General features: G+C 35.9%; 8 protein-coding genes and 2 pseudogenes. 5 read left to right on the top strand and 5 right to left on the bottom strand.

The genetic code is table 11. The features are described 5' to 3' along the window. Positions 1-263 precede the first annotated feature (263 nt). The 3 genes from JFU54_RS05160 to JFU54_RS05150 all read left to right on the top strand — a co-directional run bounded on the left by JFU54_RS05160 (position 264) and on the right by JFU54_RS05150 (position 12,467). Positions 264-9,896 carry a SpaA isopeptide-forming pilin-related protein gene (locus JFU54_RS05160; protein WP_201063851.1) on the top strand — a complete coding sequence of 3,211 codons (9,633 nt, stop codon included), beginning with the start codon at positions 264-266 and terminating at the stop codon, positions 9,894-9,896. 650 nt (positions 9,897-10,546) lie between these two features. Further along, on the top strand, positions 10,547-11,947 hold the full coding sequence (locus tag JFU54_RS05155) for a M28 family metallopeptidase (RefSeq protein WP_201063850.1): 1,401 nt from the start codon (positions 10,547-10,549) through the stop codon (positions 11,945-11,947). Between the two features lie 145 nt (positions 11,948-12,092). After that, the gene (locus JFU54_RS05150; RefSeq protein ID WP_000794128.1) at positions 12,093-12,467 is read left to right on the top strand and encodes a hypothetical protein; all 375 of its coding nucleotides are present in this window, start codon (positions 12,093-12,095) and stop codon (positions 12,465-12,467) included. Positions 12,468-12,493: 26 nt separating this feature from the next. Here JFU54_RS05150 and JFU54_RS05145 read toward each other — a convergent pair. From JFU54_RS05145 to JFU54_RS05135, 4 genes and pseudogenes are all read right to left on the bottom strand, one after another. Then, a pseudogene (locus JFU54_RS05145) lies at positions 12,494-12,652 on the bottom strand (anti-sigma factor); the annotation flags it as partial. Next, positions 12,646-12,817: pseudogene (locus JFU54_RS30190) on the bottom strand (RNA polymerase sigma factor); the annotation flags it as partial. The pseudogenes JFU54_RS30190 and JFU54_RS05145, both read right to left, overlap by 7 nt. 349 nt (positions 12,818-13,166) lie before the next feature. Beyond that, a complete protein-coding gene (gene argS, locus JFU54_RS05140; protein ID WP_002143903.1) occupies positions 13,167-14,837 on the bottom strand; it encodes an arginine--tRNA ligase in 1,671 nt (556 codons plus the stop codon). Further along, positions 14,837-15,274, bottom strand: coding sequence for a YwiB family protein (locus JFU54_RS05135; RefSeq protein ID WP_002089794.1), 438 nt, complete (start codon positions 15,272-15,274; stop codon positions 14,837-14,839). Before JFU54_RS05135 ends, argS begins: the two co-directional genes overlap by 1 nt. Positions 15,275-15,422: 148 nt before the next feature. On the opposite strand from JFU54_RS05135, the gene JFU54_RS05130 reads away from it, so the two are divergent. Continuing rightward, positions 15,423-16,463 carry a S66 family peptidase gene (locus tag JFU54_RS05130; protein WP_201063849.1) on the top strand — a complete coding sequence of 347 codons (1,041 nt, stop codon included), beginning with the start codon at positions 15,423-15,425 and terminating at the stop codon, positions 16,461-16,463. Between the two features lie 25 nt (positions 16,464-16,488). Here JFU54_RS05130 and JFU54_RS05125 read toward each other — a convergent pair whose 3' ends face one another. Then, positions 16,489-16,851: a YxeA family protein gene (locus tag JFU54_RS05125; protein WP_002130097.1), complete on the bottom strand. Its 363-nt coding sequence runs from the start codon at positions 16,849-16,851 to the stop codon at positions 16,489-16,491. Between the two features lie 234 nt (positions 16,852-17,085). Between JFU54_RS05125 and JFU54_RS05120 the strand changes: the two genes are divergently transcribed. Then, positions 17,086-18,123, top strand: a complete 1,038-nt coding sequence (locus JFU54_RS05120; protein WP_002016349.1) for a PTS sugar transporter subunit IIC — start codon at positions 17,086-17,088, stop codon at positions 18,121-18,123. Positions 18,124-18,149: the final 26 nt, after the last annotated feature.

Genomic DNA, 18,149 nt, shown 5'->3' with positions numbered 1-18,149 from the left:
CTGATATCGTTCCTTTTATCAGTGTTTTTTCGACATTTTTTGTCGAATTATGCATATTTCATTCCATATAACTGTTTGAATATGCATTTTGTTTTACGTTATACATAATATTACTTTGAACATAATTTGTTTTTATCAGAGAACGTGTATAGAAACGGAGGGATAGTAAAAACAAATAGCTTATAACAAATAACTTTTTTATATTCCATTTGTTCATATGGAATAAGTCCCCAATGGACAAATGAATGTTCAAGGGAGGAAAAATGAAAAAACTTTTAAATATATGTTTAATTGTATTTGTACTATTTTCACAGTTTATTAGTTTCCCATACAATCAAGCAAAAGCTGAAACGTTAAAGGAAACTTCTTTATTTGACACTGTTGAAATGAAAGATGCAACTGGTCATATTATTGACGAAGCATTAAATCCTAAAAACTTAATAAATATAGGATCCACCATTCAGTTAGAATATGCTTGGTCAATAAAAGATTCTCAAGTTTTACATGCAAACGATACAGCAGTGCTTCAAATACCACTTGCATTAAAAGTATCTAAAGATACGCAAGGAGATTTGGTGGTTGATCAAAAACATATTGGTCAATATTTTGTGACAGCTAAAGATAACAAACTGAAACTAATATTTAATGATCAAGTAGAAACTTCAAAAGATGCTAAAGGTAAAATTAAACTTGAAACTGTATTTAATCCAACTTTAAAATCCGATACAAAATCAGTTCAAATTGCTTTTCCTTTAGGTACGATGATTCATTCTATATCCGTTCCTGTTCAATTGGAAGATACTAAAGATAAAGAACAACCGGTTAAAGAAGCTGAAAAAGATGTAGCTAAACCTGCTACTGAGAATCCGGAACAAAATGCAGCTAACAAACCTGCTGAGAATCCAGAACAAAACACAGCTAGCAAACCTGCTGGAAATCCAGAACAAAACGCAGCTAACAAACCTGCTAAGAATCTAGAACAAGACCCAACTAACAAAACTGCTGAGAATCCGGAACAAAATACAGCTAACAAGCCTGCTGAGAATCCGGAACAAGAGTCAGTTAACAACCCTACTGAGAATCCGGATCCATCTCCCAAACAAATAACGGAGAAAATTTTAACAAGTGTAAAATTGACGGACAAGGATGGGAAACCATTTAATAACGATGATAATCGTCCGAGCACAGATTCCCCTGCCAACATTGAGTTTGAATGGGAGCTGTTAAAATCAATGAATGTAAAAAGTGGAGATTACTATATTTTTGATCTTCCGAAACATTTTAAGATTTACAATACAATTAAAAGCCCCTTATATGATGATAAAAATAATGTGATTGGGGAATTTATCGTTACAAAAGATGGGAAAGTCACCATGACATTTAACGAATATGTTGAAACCCATCCAGATGTTGTTGGTAATCTTAAATTAAAAACAGAGTTCAATAAAGACGAAATCAAAGGGACAACAACACAGGAAATTCCTTTCCCAATTAAGGATAAAGATGTTTCTATTACAATTGATTTCAAACCAAATATAGAAACAGCTACGAACAAAAAAGGATTGCCTGATAGACCAATTAATACAAATGAAATTAATTGGACAGTAGAAATGAATAAAACGAAGGATACCCTTACAAACGCTGTTTTCAAAGATAATATTCCACAAGGTACAAGCCTAAATAAAGACTCTATTAAAGTTTATCATTTAGATGTGGATATTAACGGGAACGTAAAACGTGGTGCGGAAGCTGACCCAAGTGAGTACAAAATCGTTTCATCCGATGGTTCAAAATTAGAGATTGCTTTTAAGGATAAAATCAATCAAGCGTATCAAATTGAATATGCAACAAAAATAACCGATGAAAATGCAACGAATTTCAGAAATGATGTCACGATAACAAGCGATAATCAGTCCCAACAAAAAGCAAATGCCACTGTAACTGTATCTCGTGGTACACATTTAGATAAAACAAGTAAATATGATCCCAAGACACAAACAATCGAATGGACAATTACTTACAATGGCGATCAAAGAGATATCAAAAAAACAGATGCGCTTTTAAAAGATATTTTTGACAATACACATGAACTTGATGAAAATTCTATTGTCGTAAAAAATGCTGCTTATGATGATAAAGGAAAACTTGTGACTGGTGATACTGCTAATAATTACACTGTAAACAAAAAGAACAATGGGTTCGATTTACAATTTAATGAAGATATTAACAGTGCTTATGTAATCACTTATAAAACAAAGCCAACTGATAAAGTCATAAAAGATGGAAAAGTCAAAAATACAGTTACCGCAGATAATGGTTCAAGTAAAGAAAATGAGGCTAGCTTCAAGCAGCAAAACATTATTAAATCTAATAATAAAGCTGACACAAACTACAAAGACAAAACAACAACTTGGACAATTATAGTAAATAATAACAACTATCCATTAAACAACGCGACCATTACGGATACCTTTGATCATGGTGGATTGCAATTAAAAGATAAGCAACTAGAAATTAAAGACGGAGATTATACTCTTCAAGCTGGGACTGACTATGTTTTAGATGTGACGGATAAAGGTTTCAATATTACTCTTATAGGTACATATCAGTCTAATATGACAAAGACATTAGTCGTAAAATATACTACAGACTTTGATTATACAAAATTAGAAAGTGGCCAAACTTCATTTAAAAATACAGGTAACTTATATTGGATAGATACCGATTCTAAGCCACAATCAAATAAAGATGCAGCGAATTTTGATCCTGATACTTTCACAAAGGCGAATGGGTATAAATACGGTTCTTATAACGCCCAAACAAAGGAAATTACTTGGATAATAGGCTTCAATTATAATAATGTTGAGATTAAAGATCCTTATGTTATAGACGTAATAAAAGATAAACAAAAGTTAGTACCAGGATCCATTGAAGTACGTGACATGATTTTAAATGGAAGCCCGGATAATGCAAGACCTGGTAATGCTGTACCAACTGAGCAATATGAACTTGAAGAACCTACAGATAAAAATAACAACACCCTAAAGGTTCATTTCAAACAATCAATTAATTCACCTTATTATATTATCTTTAAAACAAGCCTTGATGGTGAGCTTATCCAAGCTACCTACAACAACGAGGCCGATTTAAAAGATGGCTCTAAAATTGTTAACACTCTTAAAGGTGATACTCAAGTAAATAAAGGTGGCAGCTTCGTCACAAAAAAAGCTGTACAAGACGACAACTATATTAATTGGAGTATCGCAATTAATGAAAGCCAATCAACCATCGCAGACGCGGTTGTAACAGACGATCCAACAGATAATCAAGTGCTTGTGGAAGATTCATTCCACTTATACCCGACTACTGTTGATCCATATGGAAATTTAACAAAAGATACAGCAAATGAATTAAAAAAAGGAACAGACTATAAGTTAACGATCACAACAGACAATAAGACCGGAAAGCAACATTTCGAAATTGCCTTCTTGAAAAAAATTGATCGAGCTTATATTTTAGAATACCGCTCATTTATTAATGCAGACGATAAAGAAAAAGTGAGTAATAAAGCAAAAATCGCAGGTAATAGTTTAACAGTAAAAAATACTGAAACTACTGAAACGATTGAAGTTCGAATGTCTTCCGGTTCCGGTGGGGGCTCTGCTACTAAAGGCCGCGGAAACCTTGAAATTATAAAGGTAGATAACGACAATAAGAACGCACCATTGGCCGGAGCAGAATTTACTTTATACGATCGTACAGGGAAAACCGTTATCCGTAAAATAACAACAGACAAAGACGGTATCGCTAAGTTTAATAACTTAAAACGCGATAAATATTTATTAAAAGAAACGAAGGCCCCAGCAGGCTATGTAATTAGCTGGGATCTAAAGCAAGGCAGACTTGTTGAACTTGGTTCACAAGAAACGACAACATACAAACTTAGCAATAAGAAATTCGTTGGTAAAGCTGTGCTTACAAAGGTTGATGACCTGAATAATAACGAAACACTTAAAGGTGCAGTTTTCGCCTTACTAGATAGAAATAACAAAGTAATTCCTGGCTACGAAAAATTAACAACTAATGAAAATGGACAAATTACTGTAGATCCATTGAAACCTGGAACTTATCAATTAAAAGAAATCGAAGCTCCAGTTCATTATGATCTAAATAGCCAACCAATCTGGTTTACTGTCTCAGAAGATCAAACAACAGTAATTAATGTAACTGCTAAAAATAGTCTGAAGAAGGGTTCAGTCATCTTAACGAAATTTGATGAGAATAAGAAACTTCTTGAAGGTGCCATTTTTAGCTTACAAGACGAAAAAGGTAAAGTAATCCCTGGCTATGAACAATTAACAACAAATAAAGATGGATATATTGAAGTAAAAGACTTACGTCCTGGCAAATATCAATTTGTTGAGACACAAGCTCCTCTTCATTACGTTACAGACCCGACACCTATTAAGTTTGAAATTGAAAAAGGACAAACAAAGGCGGTATCTGTCAAAGCAGAAAATAACCTAATTAAAGGTGGCGTCACTTTAACGAAAGTTGACGACGTTGAAGAAAATGTAACTCTTGAAGGTGCGGTATTTAAAATAGTCAATGAAAAAGGCGATACAATTCAACAAAACTTAAAAACAGGATCAGATGGAAAGTTAATCGTTAAAAACTTAGAGCCTGGTAAATATAAATTTATCGAAACAGAAGCTCCTAAGTACTATGAATTAAATAAAGAACAGATTGATTTCACTATTGAAAAAAGTCAAACCTCCTTCGTTTCTGTTACTGCAAAGAACAGTTTAACGAAAGGTGACGCTGAATTAGTAAAAGTTGATAACGTTGATAAGAAAGAATCTCTAGAAGGTGCAGTCTTCAAGGTTATTGACGAACACGGAAAAGATGTTCATACTGACTTAACTACAGATGCTGAAGGGAAAATTAAGGTTTCTGATTTACGTCCTGGCAAATATCAATTTGTTGAAACACAGGCTCCTGAGCATTATAAACTAAGCACAGAACCTATCAACTTCACAATTGAGAAGGGCCAAAAAGAAATCATCACTGTTACAGCAGAAAATCGTTTAGTACCGGGTAATGTTGAACTATTAAAAGTGGATGATGTGGATGGAAATGCTCTTGAAGGAGCAGTCTTCAAGATCGTTGACGAAAACGGAAAAGATGTTCATATGAACCTTATTACTAACAAAGAAGGTAAAATAGCTGTTTCTGGACTACGTCCTAGTAAATATCAGTTCATCGAAACAAAAGCTCCTGAACACTATGATTTAAACAAGAAACCGATTGATTTCACTATCGAGAAAAGTCAAACTGCTACAAAATCTATTACAGCTACAAACAGCTTAACTAAAGGCGGTATCGAATTAACGAAAGTAGATTCTTTAAACGATAAAGAAAAACTTGAAGATGCCGTATTTAAAATCGTTAACGACAAAGATGAAGACGTTCATACAAACCTTACTACTGATAAAGAGGGAAAATTAGTAGTAAAAGATTTACGTCCTGGCAAATACAAAATTGTCGAAACAAAAGCTCCTATTTACTACGATGTAAATATAGAGCCTATTGAATTTACAATTGAAAAGAGTCAAAAAGAACTCCTTCCACTTACATTTAAAAATAGCTTGACGAAAGGTAAAGTCAAACTAATTAAAGAAGATGATGTGGAAAGCAATATAACTCTTGCTGGTGCGGTATTCACATTACAAGACGCAACTGGCAAGGAAATTATGAAAGATTTAACAACAGATGAACACGGAATATTAGTTATTCCTGATTTAGCACCAGGAGATTATCAATTTATTGAAACCGCAGCCCCTGAACATTATAAATTAGATCAAACACCTATTAAGTTCACGATTAAAAAAGGTAGCAAGAAAGATCTTCCTATCCCTGTCACTGTAAAAAATAGTTTACTTACAGGTGGCGTCACTTTAACAAAAGTAGATGACGTTGATGGCACTACACTTGAAGGTGCGGAATTTATAATCGTTGACGCTCATGACACTAAAAAGGTAATTCGCAAAGGCTTAACGACTGATGAGAACGGTATAGTTACCGCTTCTGATTTACGTCCGGGAGATTATCAATTTATTGAAGTAAAAGCTCCAAAAGACTATGACTTAAGCAAAGACCCTATTCCGTTCACTATCGGAAAAAGTCAAAAAGAAAATATTACCGTTACTGCTAAAAACAGCTTAACGAAAGGTGCTGTCACTTTAACAAAAATCGATGACATCGATCGTACGATGCTGAAAGGCGCAATCTTTAAAATCGTTGACATGGACGGTAAGGAAGTTCATACAAACCTTGTTACAGACGACAACGGCGAAATTTCTGTTTCTGATTTACGTCCGGGAGACTATCAATTTATTGAAACCCAGGCTCCTGAACATTATGTGTTAGACGGAACACCGATTCCATTTACAATTGAAAGAAGTCAAACGAAAAAGATTACTGTTACAGGTAAGAACACTTTAACAAAAGGTAGCGTTGAATTAACTAAAATTGACGATATTGATATCGATACAAAACTTGCTAACGCTGTATTTAATTTATTAGATGCAGACGGAGAACTAGTTGAAGAAGGCTTAAAAACAAATGATGAAGGAAAAATTGTTGTTGAAAATCTACGTCCTGGTACGTATCAATTCGTTGAGACAACAGCTCCTGAACATTACGATTTAAATAAAAAACCTATCGTATTTACAATTAAGAAAAGCCAAACAGAAACACTTCTTGTTACGGCTACAAATGCTTTAACAAAAGGTGCTGTGGAACTTTCTAAAGTGGATAACATCGATGACACTACCCTTGAAGGTGCAGTATTTAACATTGTTGATATGAATGGTACTGTAATTCATAAAGACCTTGTTACAAATGGTAAAGGGAAGATCGAAATTAACGACCTACGTCCCGGTGATTACCAATTCATCGAAACGAAAGCTCCAAAGCATTACGTTTTAGATGAAACGCCTATTGGTTTCACTATTGAAAAAGGACAGAAAAAAACTATTTCTTTAACTTCTAAAAATAGTTTAAAACAAGGTAGTATCGAATTAATTAAAGTTGATGATTTAAACGATCAAACAAAACTTGCCGATGCTGTGTTTAATTTACTAGATCAAAACGGGAAAGTACTTAAAACGGATTTAAAAACGAACAGTGAAGGAAAAATCATTGTTGAAAACTTACGTCCTGGTACGTATCAATTTGTCGAAACAACGGCTCCGAAACATTATGATTTAGACAAAAAGCCAATTGTAGTTACAGTTGAGAAAAGCCAGAAAGATATCGCTACTGTTACTATGAAAAATAGTTTAACAAAAGGCGGCGTGGACCTTACTAAAGTGGATGACGTCGATGGTACTACTCTTGAAGGCGCAGTATTTAACATTGTTGATATGAAGGGTACTGTAATTCGCGAGAAGCTTACTACAAATTCACAAGGTAAAATTAGCGTTTCTGACTTACGTCCTGGTGATTATCAATTCATCGAGACGAATGCTCCGAAACACTACGATTTAAATAAAGAACCAATTCCATTCACAATTGAAAAAGGACAAGCTGAACCGATTTCTGTTACTGCTAAAAATAGTTTAACAAAAGGTGCGGTAGGGCTTTCTAAAGTAGATGATATTGATGGTACTGTCCTTAAAGGTGCTGTATTTAAAATTGTTGATATGAACGGTAATGATGTTCGCACTGATCTTACGACAGATGCATATGGTAAAGTTGCTGTTCCTGATTTACGTCCGGGAGACTACCAGTTTATTGAAACGAAAGCTCCTGAACACTATAAATTAAATGATACACCAATTAAATTTGCAGTTAAGAAAAGCCAAAAAGAACAGCTGCAAGTTACTGCTACTAACAGCTTAACTGAAGGTGCTGTAGAGTTAATTAAAGTAGATGATGTAAACCCCGATACAAAACTTTCTGATGCGGTATTTAACATCATTGATGCGAAAGGTAAAGTTGTTCGCACGAATTTAACTACTGATGAACACGGGAAAGTTTCTGCTTCCAATTTACGACCGGGAGATTATCAATTCGTAGAAACGACAGCTCCTAAAGATTATGATTTAAATAAAACACCGATTCCTTTCACTATCGAGAAAAGCCAATCAACTCAAGTTTCTGTTACTGCTAAAAATGGCTTAACAAAGGGTGGCGTGGAATTAACGAAAGTTGACTCTTTAGATGCGAAAGAAACGCTGGAAGGTGCGGTATTTAAAATTACTGATATGAACGGTAACGACATTCGTACGAATTTAGTTACCGATAAAGATGGAAAAATCATCGCTAAAGACTTACAACCTGGAGACTATCAATTTATTGAAACGAAAGCTCCGAAACATTATGACTTAAATGAAGAACCGATTAAGTTCACAATTGAAAGAAGTCAAACAAAACATGTCTACGTTACAGCTACGAACAGCTTAACGAAAGGTAGTGTGGAGTTAATTAAAGTTGACGATGTTGAAGAAAACACAACACTTGAAGGTGCGGTATTTAAAATTATTAATAAGGATGGACACGACGTCCGTACTGATTTAACTACTGATAAAAACGGCCGTTTAGTTGTGGATGAATTACCACCAGGAGACTATGAGTTTATCGAAACAAAAGCTCCTAATCACTATGACTTAAACGAAACACCTATTAAGTTCACAGTTAAAAAAGGACAAGAAAAAATCGCTTCCGTTACTGCTACGAATAGCTTAACAAAAGGCGCTGTGGAACTTTCCAAAGTGGATGACGTTGACGGTTCTGTCCTTAAAGGTGCAGTATTTAAAATCGTTGATATGAACGGAAAAGACGTCCGTTCTGATTTAATTACTGATAAAAATGGAAAAATCTCTGTTTCTGATTTACGTCCGGGAGACTATCAGTTCGTTGAAACGAAAGCTCCTCTGCATTACGACTTAAATCAAAACCCTATCAAGTTTACTGTTGAAAAAAGTCAAACAGCTAAAGCTTCTGTTACCGCTACTAATAGCTTAACGAAGGGCGCTGTTGAATTAACGAAAGTCGATGACGTTGACAACTCTACTCTTGAAGGTGCTATCTTTAAAATCGTTGATCAAAGCGGCAATGATGTTCGTTCTGATTTAACTACTGATAAAGATGGGAAAATTAGCGTTTCTGATTTACGTCCAGGAGACTATCAATTCGTTGAAACGAAAGCTCCTACTGGCTATGATTTAAGTGCTAAGCCAATTCCTTTCACAATTACGAAGGGACAATCTGGGGTTACCTCTGTTAAAGCTTTAAATAGCTTAACAACAGGTTCAATTGAGTTAACTAAAGTTGATATTGATCACCGTGGAACACTTGAAGGTGCCATTTTCAATATCTTAGACCACGATGGAAAAATAATCCGAGAAGGCCTAAAAACAGACCAACACGGTAAATTAATCGTAAATGATTTGAAACCTGGTAATTATCAATTAGTGGAAACAAAGGCTCCTGAAGGCTATCAATTAGATGCTTCACCGATAAGCTTTACAATTGAAAAAGCTCAAGCTACACCACTACAAATTACAGTTTCAAATAAGAAGATCGAATCTTCACCAGGTGGAGATGATAAACCAATTACTCCTCCAAATAAAGAGGAGAAACCAGGAAAAGAAACTTCCGAAGAACTAGAAAAAGGAAATCCTGAGACTCACGGAAAAGAAACTTCCGAGGAACTAGAAAAAGGAAATCCTGAAACACAGACAAACAAACAGCAAGATGATCGAAATATAGATAAAAAACTTCCAAATACAGGTCATAAAAAAGATCATACACAAGCAGCAGGTATCGTTCTTCTACTAGCTGGATTGTTAAGTATTTTAGCCACAAAACGTAAAAAACATTATAAATAATATGTTTTACAGCCAATCAATTTATTAGTTGATTGGCTGTTTTTTTTGTGCAAAAAAGACGATACACAAAGTATCGTCTTTTTAACGGGGTGAGGCTGTCCAAAAGTACGGAAAACTCTTGAACAGCCTCGTATTTTCATATGGATGCCTTACATATATCACTGATGACAATTATGAAATGCGGAAACATAGTTACCATCACATGATTGAAACAAAACAAAAGAAAAGAAACCCTATAACGGGTCCCTTTTCCCTACATAATCTAAAGTTTGGGTACACTAGATTCATGCAATGTAGGAGCCTTCAGAACAGAAAGCGAACCTTCATTTAAAATGATAGCATACATATATCTGCTGAAAATATGCAAATGTGCATATAGCGTTTTTTTATTTCTCAACATATATTTATTGAAAATTCAGATATATAAAGGTAAGATAAAGTGAAACTTTAATCAGTGAGGGTTTTGTCCATCCCTCATTGATTATTAGTTGAACCAATCGGGCTTTTACGGGCAGTTGATCTCCCATCTAACTTCTTTGCTTTACAGCTGAATTTTGAGATGGGGGTTCTACTGCCCGTTAATGCGGGATATAGTCGTTATCCGTCTTCTTTTGTCAGTCAGAGAGAATAGAAGAATGGGAGAGGAAAAAATGAGAAAATCACTGAAACAAAAAATAGTAAGCTCCTTGCTTGCTGTATCACTCGCCGTTAGCTTAGCTCCAATCGGGCAAGCAAAAGCTGATTCCACGTCAGAAATTACACAGACTCCACCTATTACAAAACAAGTTGATGCAAGCCACGCCATCGAGCATATCCGTTTCTTATCCGAAACAATCGGTCCCCGTCCGGGTGGTACAAAATCAGAAGAATGGGCTTCTCGCTATGTTGGTATGAAGCTTAAATCAATGGGATATGAAGTAGAGTATCAGCCCTTTCAAGTGCCGGATCAATACGTTGGATTTATCGAATCACCATTAGGGACAAAGCGTAATTGGCAAGCTGGTGCTGCTCCAAATGCACTAATTTCTACAGAAGCTGTTACAGCTCCGCTTATCTTTGTTCAAGGTGGTACAAAATTAGACGATATTCCAAATGAGGTAAACGGAAAAATTGTTTTATTCGAAAGAGGTGCAACAGTAGCAGATTATAATAAACAGGTTGAAAATGCTGTTAGTAAAGGGGCAAAAGGTGTTCTTTTATACAGCTTAATTGGCGGACGCGGAAACTATGGACAAACTTTCAATCCTCGCTTAACTAAAAAACAGGCTATCCCTGTCTTCGGTCTTGCTTATGCTCAAGGAAATGCATTTAAAGAAGAAATTGCTAAAAAAGAGACAACAATTCTTTCCCTAAAAGCGAGACATGAATCTAATTTAACATCCTTAAATGTCATCGCTAAAAAGAAACCAAAAAATAGCACAGGTAATGAAAAGGCCGTCGTTGTAAGTTCACACTACGATAGTGTCGTTGGAGCACCTGGGGCAAATGATAATGCTTCTGGTACAGGATTAGTATTAGAACTGGCTCGTGCTTTTCAAAATGTAGAAACTGATAAAGAAATTCGTTTCATTGCTTTTGGTTCTGAAGAAACTGGCTTACTTGGCTCTGATTATTATGTTAATAGTCTGTCCCAAAAGGAACGTGATCGAATTTTAGGTGTCTTTAACGCAGACATGGTTGCAACAAATTATGATAAAGCAAAAAATTTATATGCAATGACTCCTGATGGCTCAACAAACCTTGTAACAGATGCTGCCTTACATGCAGGTAAACAATTAAATAATGATCTCGTTCTTCAAGGGAAATTTGGCTCTAGTGATCACGTACCATTTGCTGAAGTGGGTATTCCTTCTGCACTCTTTATTTGGATGGGCGTCGATAGTTGGAATCCATTAATCTATCATATCGAAAAGGTATATCACACGCCGCAAGATAACGTATTTGAGAACATTTCACCAGAACGTATGAAAATGGCATTAGAAGTTATCGGAACTGGTGTTTATAACACTCTTCAAAAACCTGTTACTCAAATAGGGCAAAAAGCGGCTTAATCATTTAAAAGACCACTGATTTAATTAGTGGTCTTTTATTGAGAAAAAATATATATGCATAAAAGCATATTTTTTCCTATTCATTATCGTATACAATATTAACTGTAACAAAAATGATTACAACTAATAAGGAGGCTTTTCTACTATGAAAAATATGATTTTAGCCGGCGCATTAACTTTAACAGGAATTACTGGCGCTACCGCGTTTATTCCTGAAACAAAAGTCGCTGCTGCCGCTCAAGAACAAAGCTTTACAAAATTTTATTCTTTGCAAACTGGAGCTAGTTCTGAACAAGAACCTATTTTCCTTCAAAAGGGACAAGAGCTAACAATTCAACCTAACAGCAAAACTCCTAGTTACAGTGTTTATGACTCAAATCATAACCTTATTGGGCGTTATTCTGATGGTTACGGCCGAATTTTCACTGCAAAAACAGATGGAAATATGTACGTTCAATTTCATGCACCTTACGTTTACTATAGTCCTGTTAGCTTTTCTGTTACTTATACTATTCAATAGAAAAGAGGTCCTTTACAGGGCCTCTTTTATTTCTCTTTCCAATTTACTTTTACAAATCCATCTTTCACCATTACACCACTTATATTAAACACATACTTTTCATTTGCTTTTAATGTAACTGTAAAAACACCTTTTTTCGATTCACAGATCTCCTTCAACTCTTTTATCCCTTCCCCTTGTCTTTCGTTTTCGCTAATTTATAGCATAGGGAATATATTTGCTTATATATATATCAATTAATTCTTCTACCTTTTCTTCCATCTTAACCCCCCTGTCATTTATATAAGACGACGCAAATTCTCCTTTTGTTTGATAATTTTTTTATTATCTCCATACAAAAAGGCAATCACAACATCGTGTGATTGCCTTTTATTTAAAGCGAGCTCTGCCTCCTAATCCCTTCCGTCTAAGAACCTTAGCCTTTGGGACTAAACAGCCGCTTCCGCTCTTCTTTATGTCCAGCTCCAGCGGCTAGAATACTCGGTGGCTTCGCGCCTTCCTCCGAGGCAAAGTACGCCTCTCTGTCAGGAGCTCCATCCACCTCCTATTCTAAACGAGCCGCTTCCGCTCTTCTTTATGTCTAGCTCTGCCTCCTAGCCCCTTCTGTCTAAGAACCTTCCCCACGAGAAGATAAAATGCATCTTCTGTGGGAAAGAACCTTAGCCTTCGGGACTAAACAGTCGGCTCCGCTTTTCTTTATTACATTTTTTCTGGTGCAGATACTCCTACGATTGCTAATGCATTTTGAAGTGTCGTGCGTACTGCTTTCATTAATTCGTAACGAGCTTTACTTAATTCTAAGTTATCTTGGTTTAATACTTTTTCTGCATTGTAGAAGCTGTGTAATGCTGCAGCTAATTCAAATGCATAGCTTGTAATGCGGTGTGGCAAACGTTTTTGCGCTGCATCCGCAACTACAGCCGGGAATTCACCAAGTTTTTTCAGTAACTCTACTTCTTTCTCAGAAGTAACAAGTTTGTAATTCACGTCTCCGCCTGTAGCTAATCCTAACTCTTCACCTTGACGAAGGATACTGCATACACGAGCATGTGCATATTGTGCATAGTATACTGGGTTTTCATTAGATTTTGATACAGCTAAGTCCATATCGAAGTCTAAATGAGAATCACCGCTACGCATTGCGAAGAAGTATCGCATTGCGTCCACGCCTACTTCTTCCATAAGCTCACGAAGTGTAACTGCTTTACCTGTACGCTTACTCATTTTCATTTTTTCACCATTTTGGTACAGTTGTACCATTTGGATGATTTCTACTTCAAGTGTTTCTTTATCGTAACCTAGTGCTTGAATAGCAGCTTTCATACGAGGAATGTAACCGTGGTGGTCAGCACCCCAAATGTTGATTAGCTTATCGAAACCACGCTCTAATTTATCACGGTGATAAGCGATATCTGGCGTTAAGTATGTGTAAGAACCGTCATTTTTAATTAATACACGGTTTTTGTCGTCACCGTAAGTCATTGAACGGAACCAAGTTGCTCCGCCTTCTTCAAAGATTTCGTCACGCTCTTTTAATACAGCAAGAGCCTGATCAATTTTTCCGTTTTTGTATAATGATGTTTCTGAGAACCACACATCGAAGTTAACACGGAAGCTTGCTAAATCTTTTTGAAGTTTTGCTAACTCATATTTTAAACCGTATGAACGATAGAATTCATAGCTTTCTTCTGCATCAGCTTTTGCATAACGATCGCCAAACTCTTCAGCTAAGCGTTTACCGATTCCAATGATGTCCGCACCATGGTAACCGTCTTCTGGCATTTCTTTCTCTAAACCTAAAGCTTGCATGTAACGAGCTTCAACAGAAAGAGCTAAGTTATGAATTTGGTTACCAGCATCATTAATGTAGTACTCACGAGATACATCATATCCTGCTTTTGCTAATACGTTACATAAAGTGTCACCTACTGCCGCACCACGTGCATGTCCTAAGTGAAGATCACCTGTTGGATTCGCAGATACGAACTCAATTTGTACTTTTTCACCTTTACCAGTATTCGTTTCACCGTATGCTTCACCAGCGTTGACGATTGTTGGGATTAAGTCTGTTAAGTAGCTATTATCCATGTAGAAGTTAATGAAACCAGGACCAGCGATTTCAATTTTTTCAATAGAAGCTTTTGCTTTATCGAAGTTTGCAACTAAGTCTTCTGCAATCATACGAGGTGCTTTTTTCGCAACGCGTGCAAGTTGCATTGCCATATTTGTAGAGAAGTCACCATTTGTTTTATCTTTTGGAGATTCTAATACAACGTTTGGAATTTGTTCTTCTGTCGCTAGTTCTGCCTTTAATACAGCAGCTTGAATTTCTTCTTTAATCAATCCTTTTACTTGTTCTAAAGAATTCATTATTTTGCCTCCTTCAAATTAAGTGTAATTGTATATCTGCCAGCTTCTTGTTCACTTAGAAGCAATGCGTACGTTAAGAAGAGTTGTCCTTTTTTCTTTTCATCCGACCATTTAAAAAGAACGTTATCAGTTTTCGTTTGCAATGCAAACGTACCAAGTTCACTCGTATACGTACCAGTTGTCCATTCACCTTTCACATGCGTCTGACGCATAGAAATAGCACCTGAACGCATAATGAGAACTTGTTCATCTTGAATTTTAATAATTGTTTTCACTTCGCCTTGTTCGTTCGGCTCTTGGAATGTTATATATGTACCTTGACCTTTTACATAGTATTGACCATTTGCTTCAAAAGCAACGGTTTCCTTCCTCGCCCCTTCACGGATTTCTGTTACGAAATGAACGTGTACCGGCAAGCCTGCAAGTTGTTTCTTCACGTCTTGCACACCCTTCAAATGTTATAGATATTAAATACTACTTATAATAAATCACTTTTCCTATCATATCAAAAAAAGACTCTGTCTGTCTGCTGAAAAATCAGGAAAACTCCTTTTCAAAAAATAATTCACCTTCACTTTATTTCATATGTTAAAATATTTTTTAAATCTAAATATTCTTTCATTTAGAGGGGTGAATTTGGTGCTACCAACAAAATTAAAAAAAGGTGATGAAATAAGGGTTATTTCACCATCTTGTAGTTTAAGTATTGTCTCAAATGAAAACAGAGACCTTGCTATAAAAAGATTAACCGACATAGGCTTTCAAGTTACATTCTCAAAATATGCTGATGAGATAGATCGATTCGCCTCCTCTTCTATTTCTTCACGAGTTCAAGACCTCCACGAAGCATTTAGAAATCCTAATGTAAAAGCCATTTTGACGACACTTGGCGGATACAACTCTAATGGTTTATTGAAACATCTCGATTATGATTTAATTCGAGAAAATCCGAAAATTTTCTGCGGTTATTCTGATATTACCGCTTTAAGTAACGCGATTTATGCTAAAACAGGCTTAGTTACATATTCAGGTCCTCACTTCTCTTCATTTGGAATGGAGAAAGGGCTCGATTATACGACCGATTACTTTTTAAAGTGCTTAACTTCTCATGAACCTATTGAAATACTACCAGCTGAAACTTGGAGCGATGACTCTTGGTATATGGATCAAGAAAATCGAGAATTTATTAAAAATGAAGGATATGTTTCAATTCAAGAAGGGGAAGCGATGGGAGATATTATTGGTGGCAATATGAGCACATTTAATTTACTGCAAGGTACACCATATATGCCAAGCTTACAGGGCAAAATTTTATTTATTGAAGAGGATAGTTTAACAGGAAAATCTACCCTAAAAACTTTTGATCGATATTTACATTCTCTTATGCATCAACCTGACTTTGAACATGTAAAAGGCATTGTTATAGGACGAATGCAAAAAGGAGCAGAATGTATGATAGAGGACATTCAAGAAATGATTGCTTCAAAGCCTGAACTTACACATATACCTATCATTGCAAATACAAGTTTCGGACATACAACTCCTATTTTTACTTTCCCAATTGGCGGAAGGGCAAAAATCATTTCTAATAAAGAAAGTTCAGCTATCACCATTTTAACGCACTAAAAAAGGAGCGAACGATTCGCTCCTTTTATGGTTTTTCTATTTTTTGCAACGCTTTTTGCGGGATTGATTCTTTCGAGATTTCAGCCCATCCTTTTCCCTGCATACCTTTTGCATAAATTTTTATAAAAGCACCCGTATGCAATTCACGGTTCACCATTCTTTTAATAACTTGTAACTTTCCATCTTCTGTATACCCTTTAAATGTATACAAATATTCATCGTCTTTTTTCTCACTTTTATCTATAACAGCATAATAATCTTGTATTTCTTTATTTGAAAAGAAGTTGTCTACAAAAGCATGCACACCTTCTGTTTTCGTGTTTAAATAATATGCTGTTCCACCTAAAATAATGGCGAACACAGCTAAAACTTTAATTACCAATTTCATAAATGCGCCTCCTGTTTGCACTGCTTTCTCACTAGCCGTATGTCTATACCTGTATTATACGAAAAAAGGCATACTATACTCTATCGAAATGCCTTACACTTTCCTTACATTATTGTAAGAGTTTTTCACCTTACAGCAATTTCCCAATAAAAAATTTTTCCGTTTAACAAACTTTTATATTATTATTGAATGATACAAATTTTTATTACAAAAATCAAAGGAGACAATTTTCAAATGGCTATCTTGCAAGGTTTAGCACTATTACTTGTTGTACTTTGTCTATTTACACTTTTCAGTTACCGTGCGCCTTACGGAATGAAAGCAATGGGCGCTTTAGCTAATGCAGCAATCGCAAGTTTTCTTATTGAAGCATTTCATCGTTATATTGGTGGAGAAATGTTTCATAATGACTTTTTACAATCAGTAGGAGTAGCTTCTGGTAGCATGAGCGGTGTCGCAGCGGCAATTTTAGTCGCATTAGCAATCGGTGTCTCACCCGTATACGCTGTTTTAATCGGTATAGCTACTAGTGGATTCGGTATATTACCAGGATTTTTCGCTGGATACGTTTGTGCTTTCGTCGTGAAATTTCTCGAAAAGAAATTACCAGCTGGTGTAGAATTTTTAGCAATTCTATGTATTGCCGCACCAATTTCACGTGGAATGGCCATGCTTATGGATCCACTCGTTAACGCAACACTCGGTAAAATCGGTTCTATGATTTCAGTTGCGACTACAGAAAGTCCTATCATTATGGGTATTATGCTTGGTGGATTAATAACAGTTATTTCTACATCTCCATTAAGTTCTATGGCACTAACTGCAATGCTTGGATTAACTGGTTTACCAATGGCAATTGGTAGTCTTGCGGTAGCAGCTTCTGCCCCAATGAACTTCATTTTCTTTAAACGACTAAAAATCTGTTCAAAGAAAGATACAATCGCCGTGGCAATCGAGCCGTTAACACAGGCCGATGTTGTCTCAGCAAATCCAATTCCTATCTATATGACAAACTTTGTTGGCGGTGCGCTTGCCGGTATTATTACGTCGCTATTCCAGCTCGTTAATAATGCACCAGGGACAGCATCACCAATTCCAGGACTTCTCGTACTGTTCGGATTTAATGATGTAATAAAAGTAACGATTGCTGCCGTATTATGTGGAATCGTTACCACTATTGTTGGATACGTCGGTTCCATTGTGTTCCGCAAATATCCAATCCGTTCTGCTGATGAAATTCGCGGAATTACTTCGGAAGAGAAAGTTGCGTAAAGAAAGGGAGCTATTCTCATCGTTTG

Origin of the sequence: Bacillus sp. TH19 (assembly GCF_016651075.1) — a bacterium.
Lineage (GTDB): Bacteria > Bacillota > Bacilli > Bacillales > Bacillaceae_G > Bacillus_A > Bacillus_A mycoides.
The sequence above is the reverse complement of the archived record's forward strand: the minus strand, read 5'-3'. Positions and strand labels throughout refer to the sequence as shown.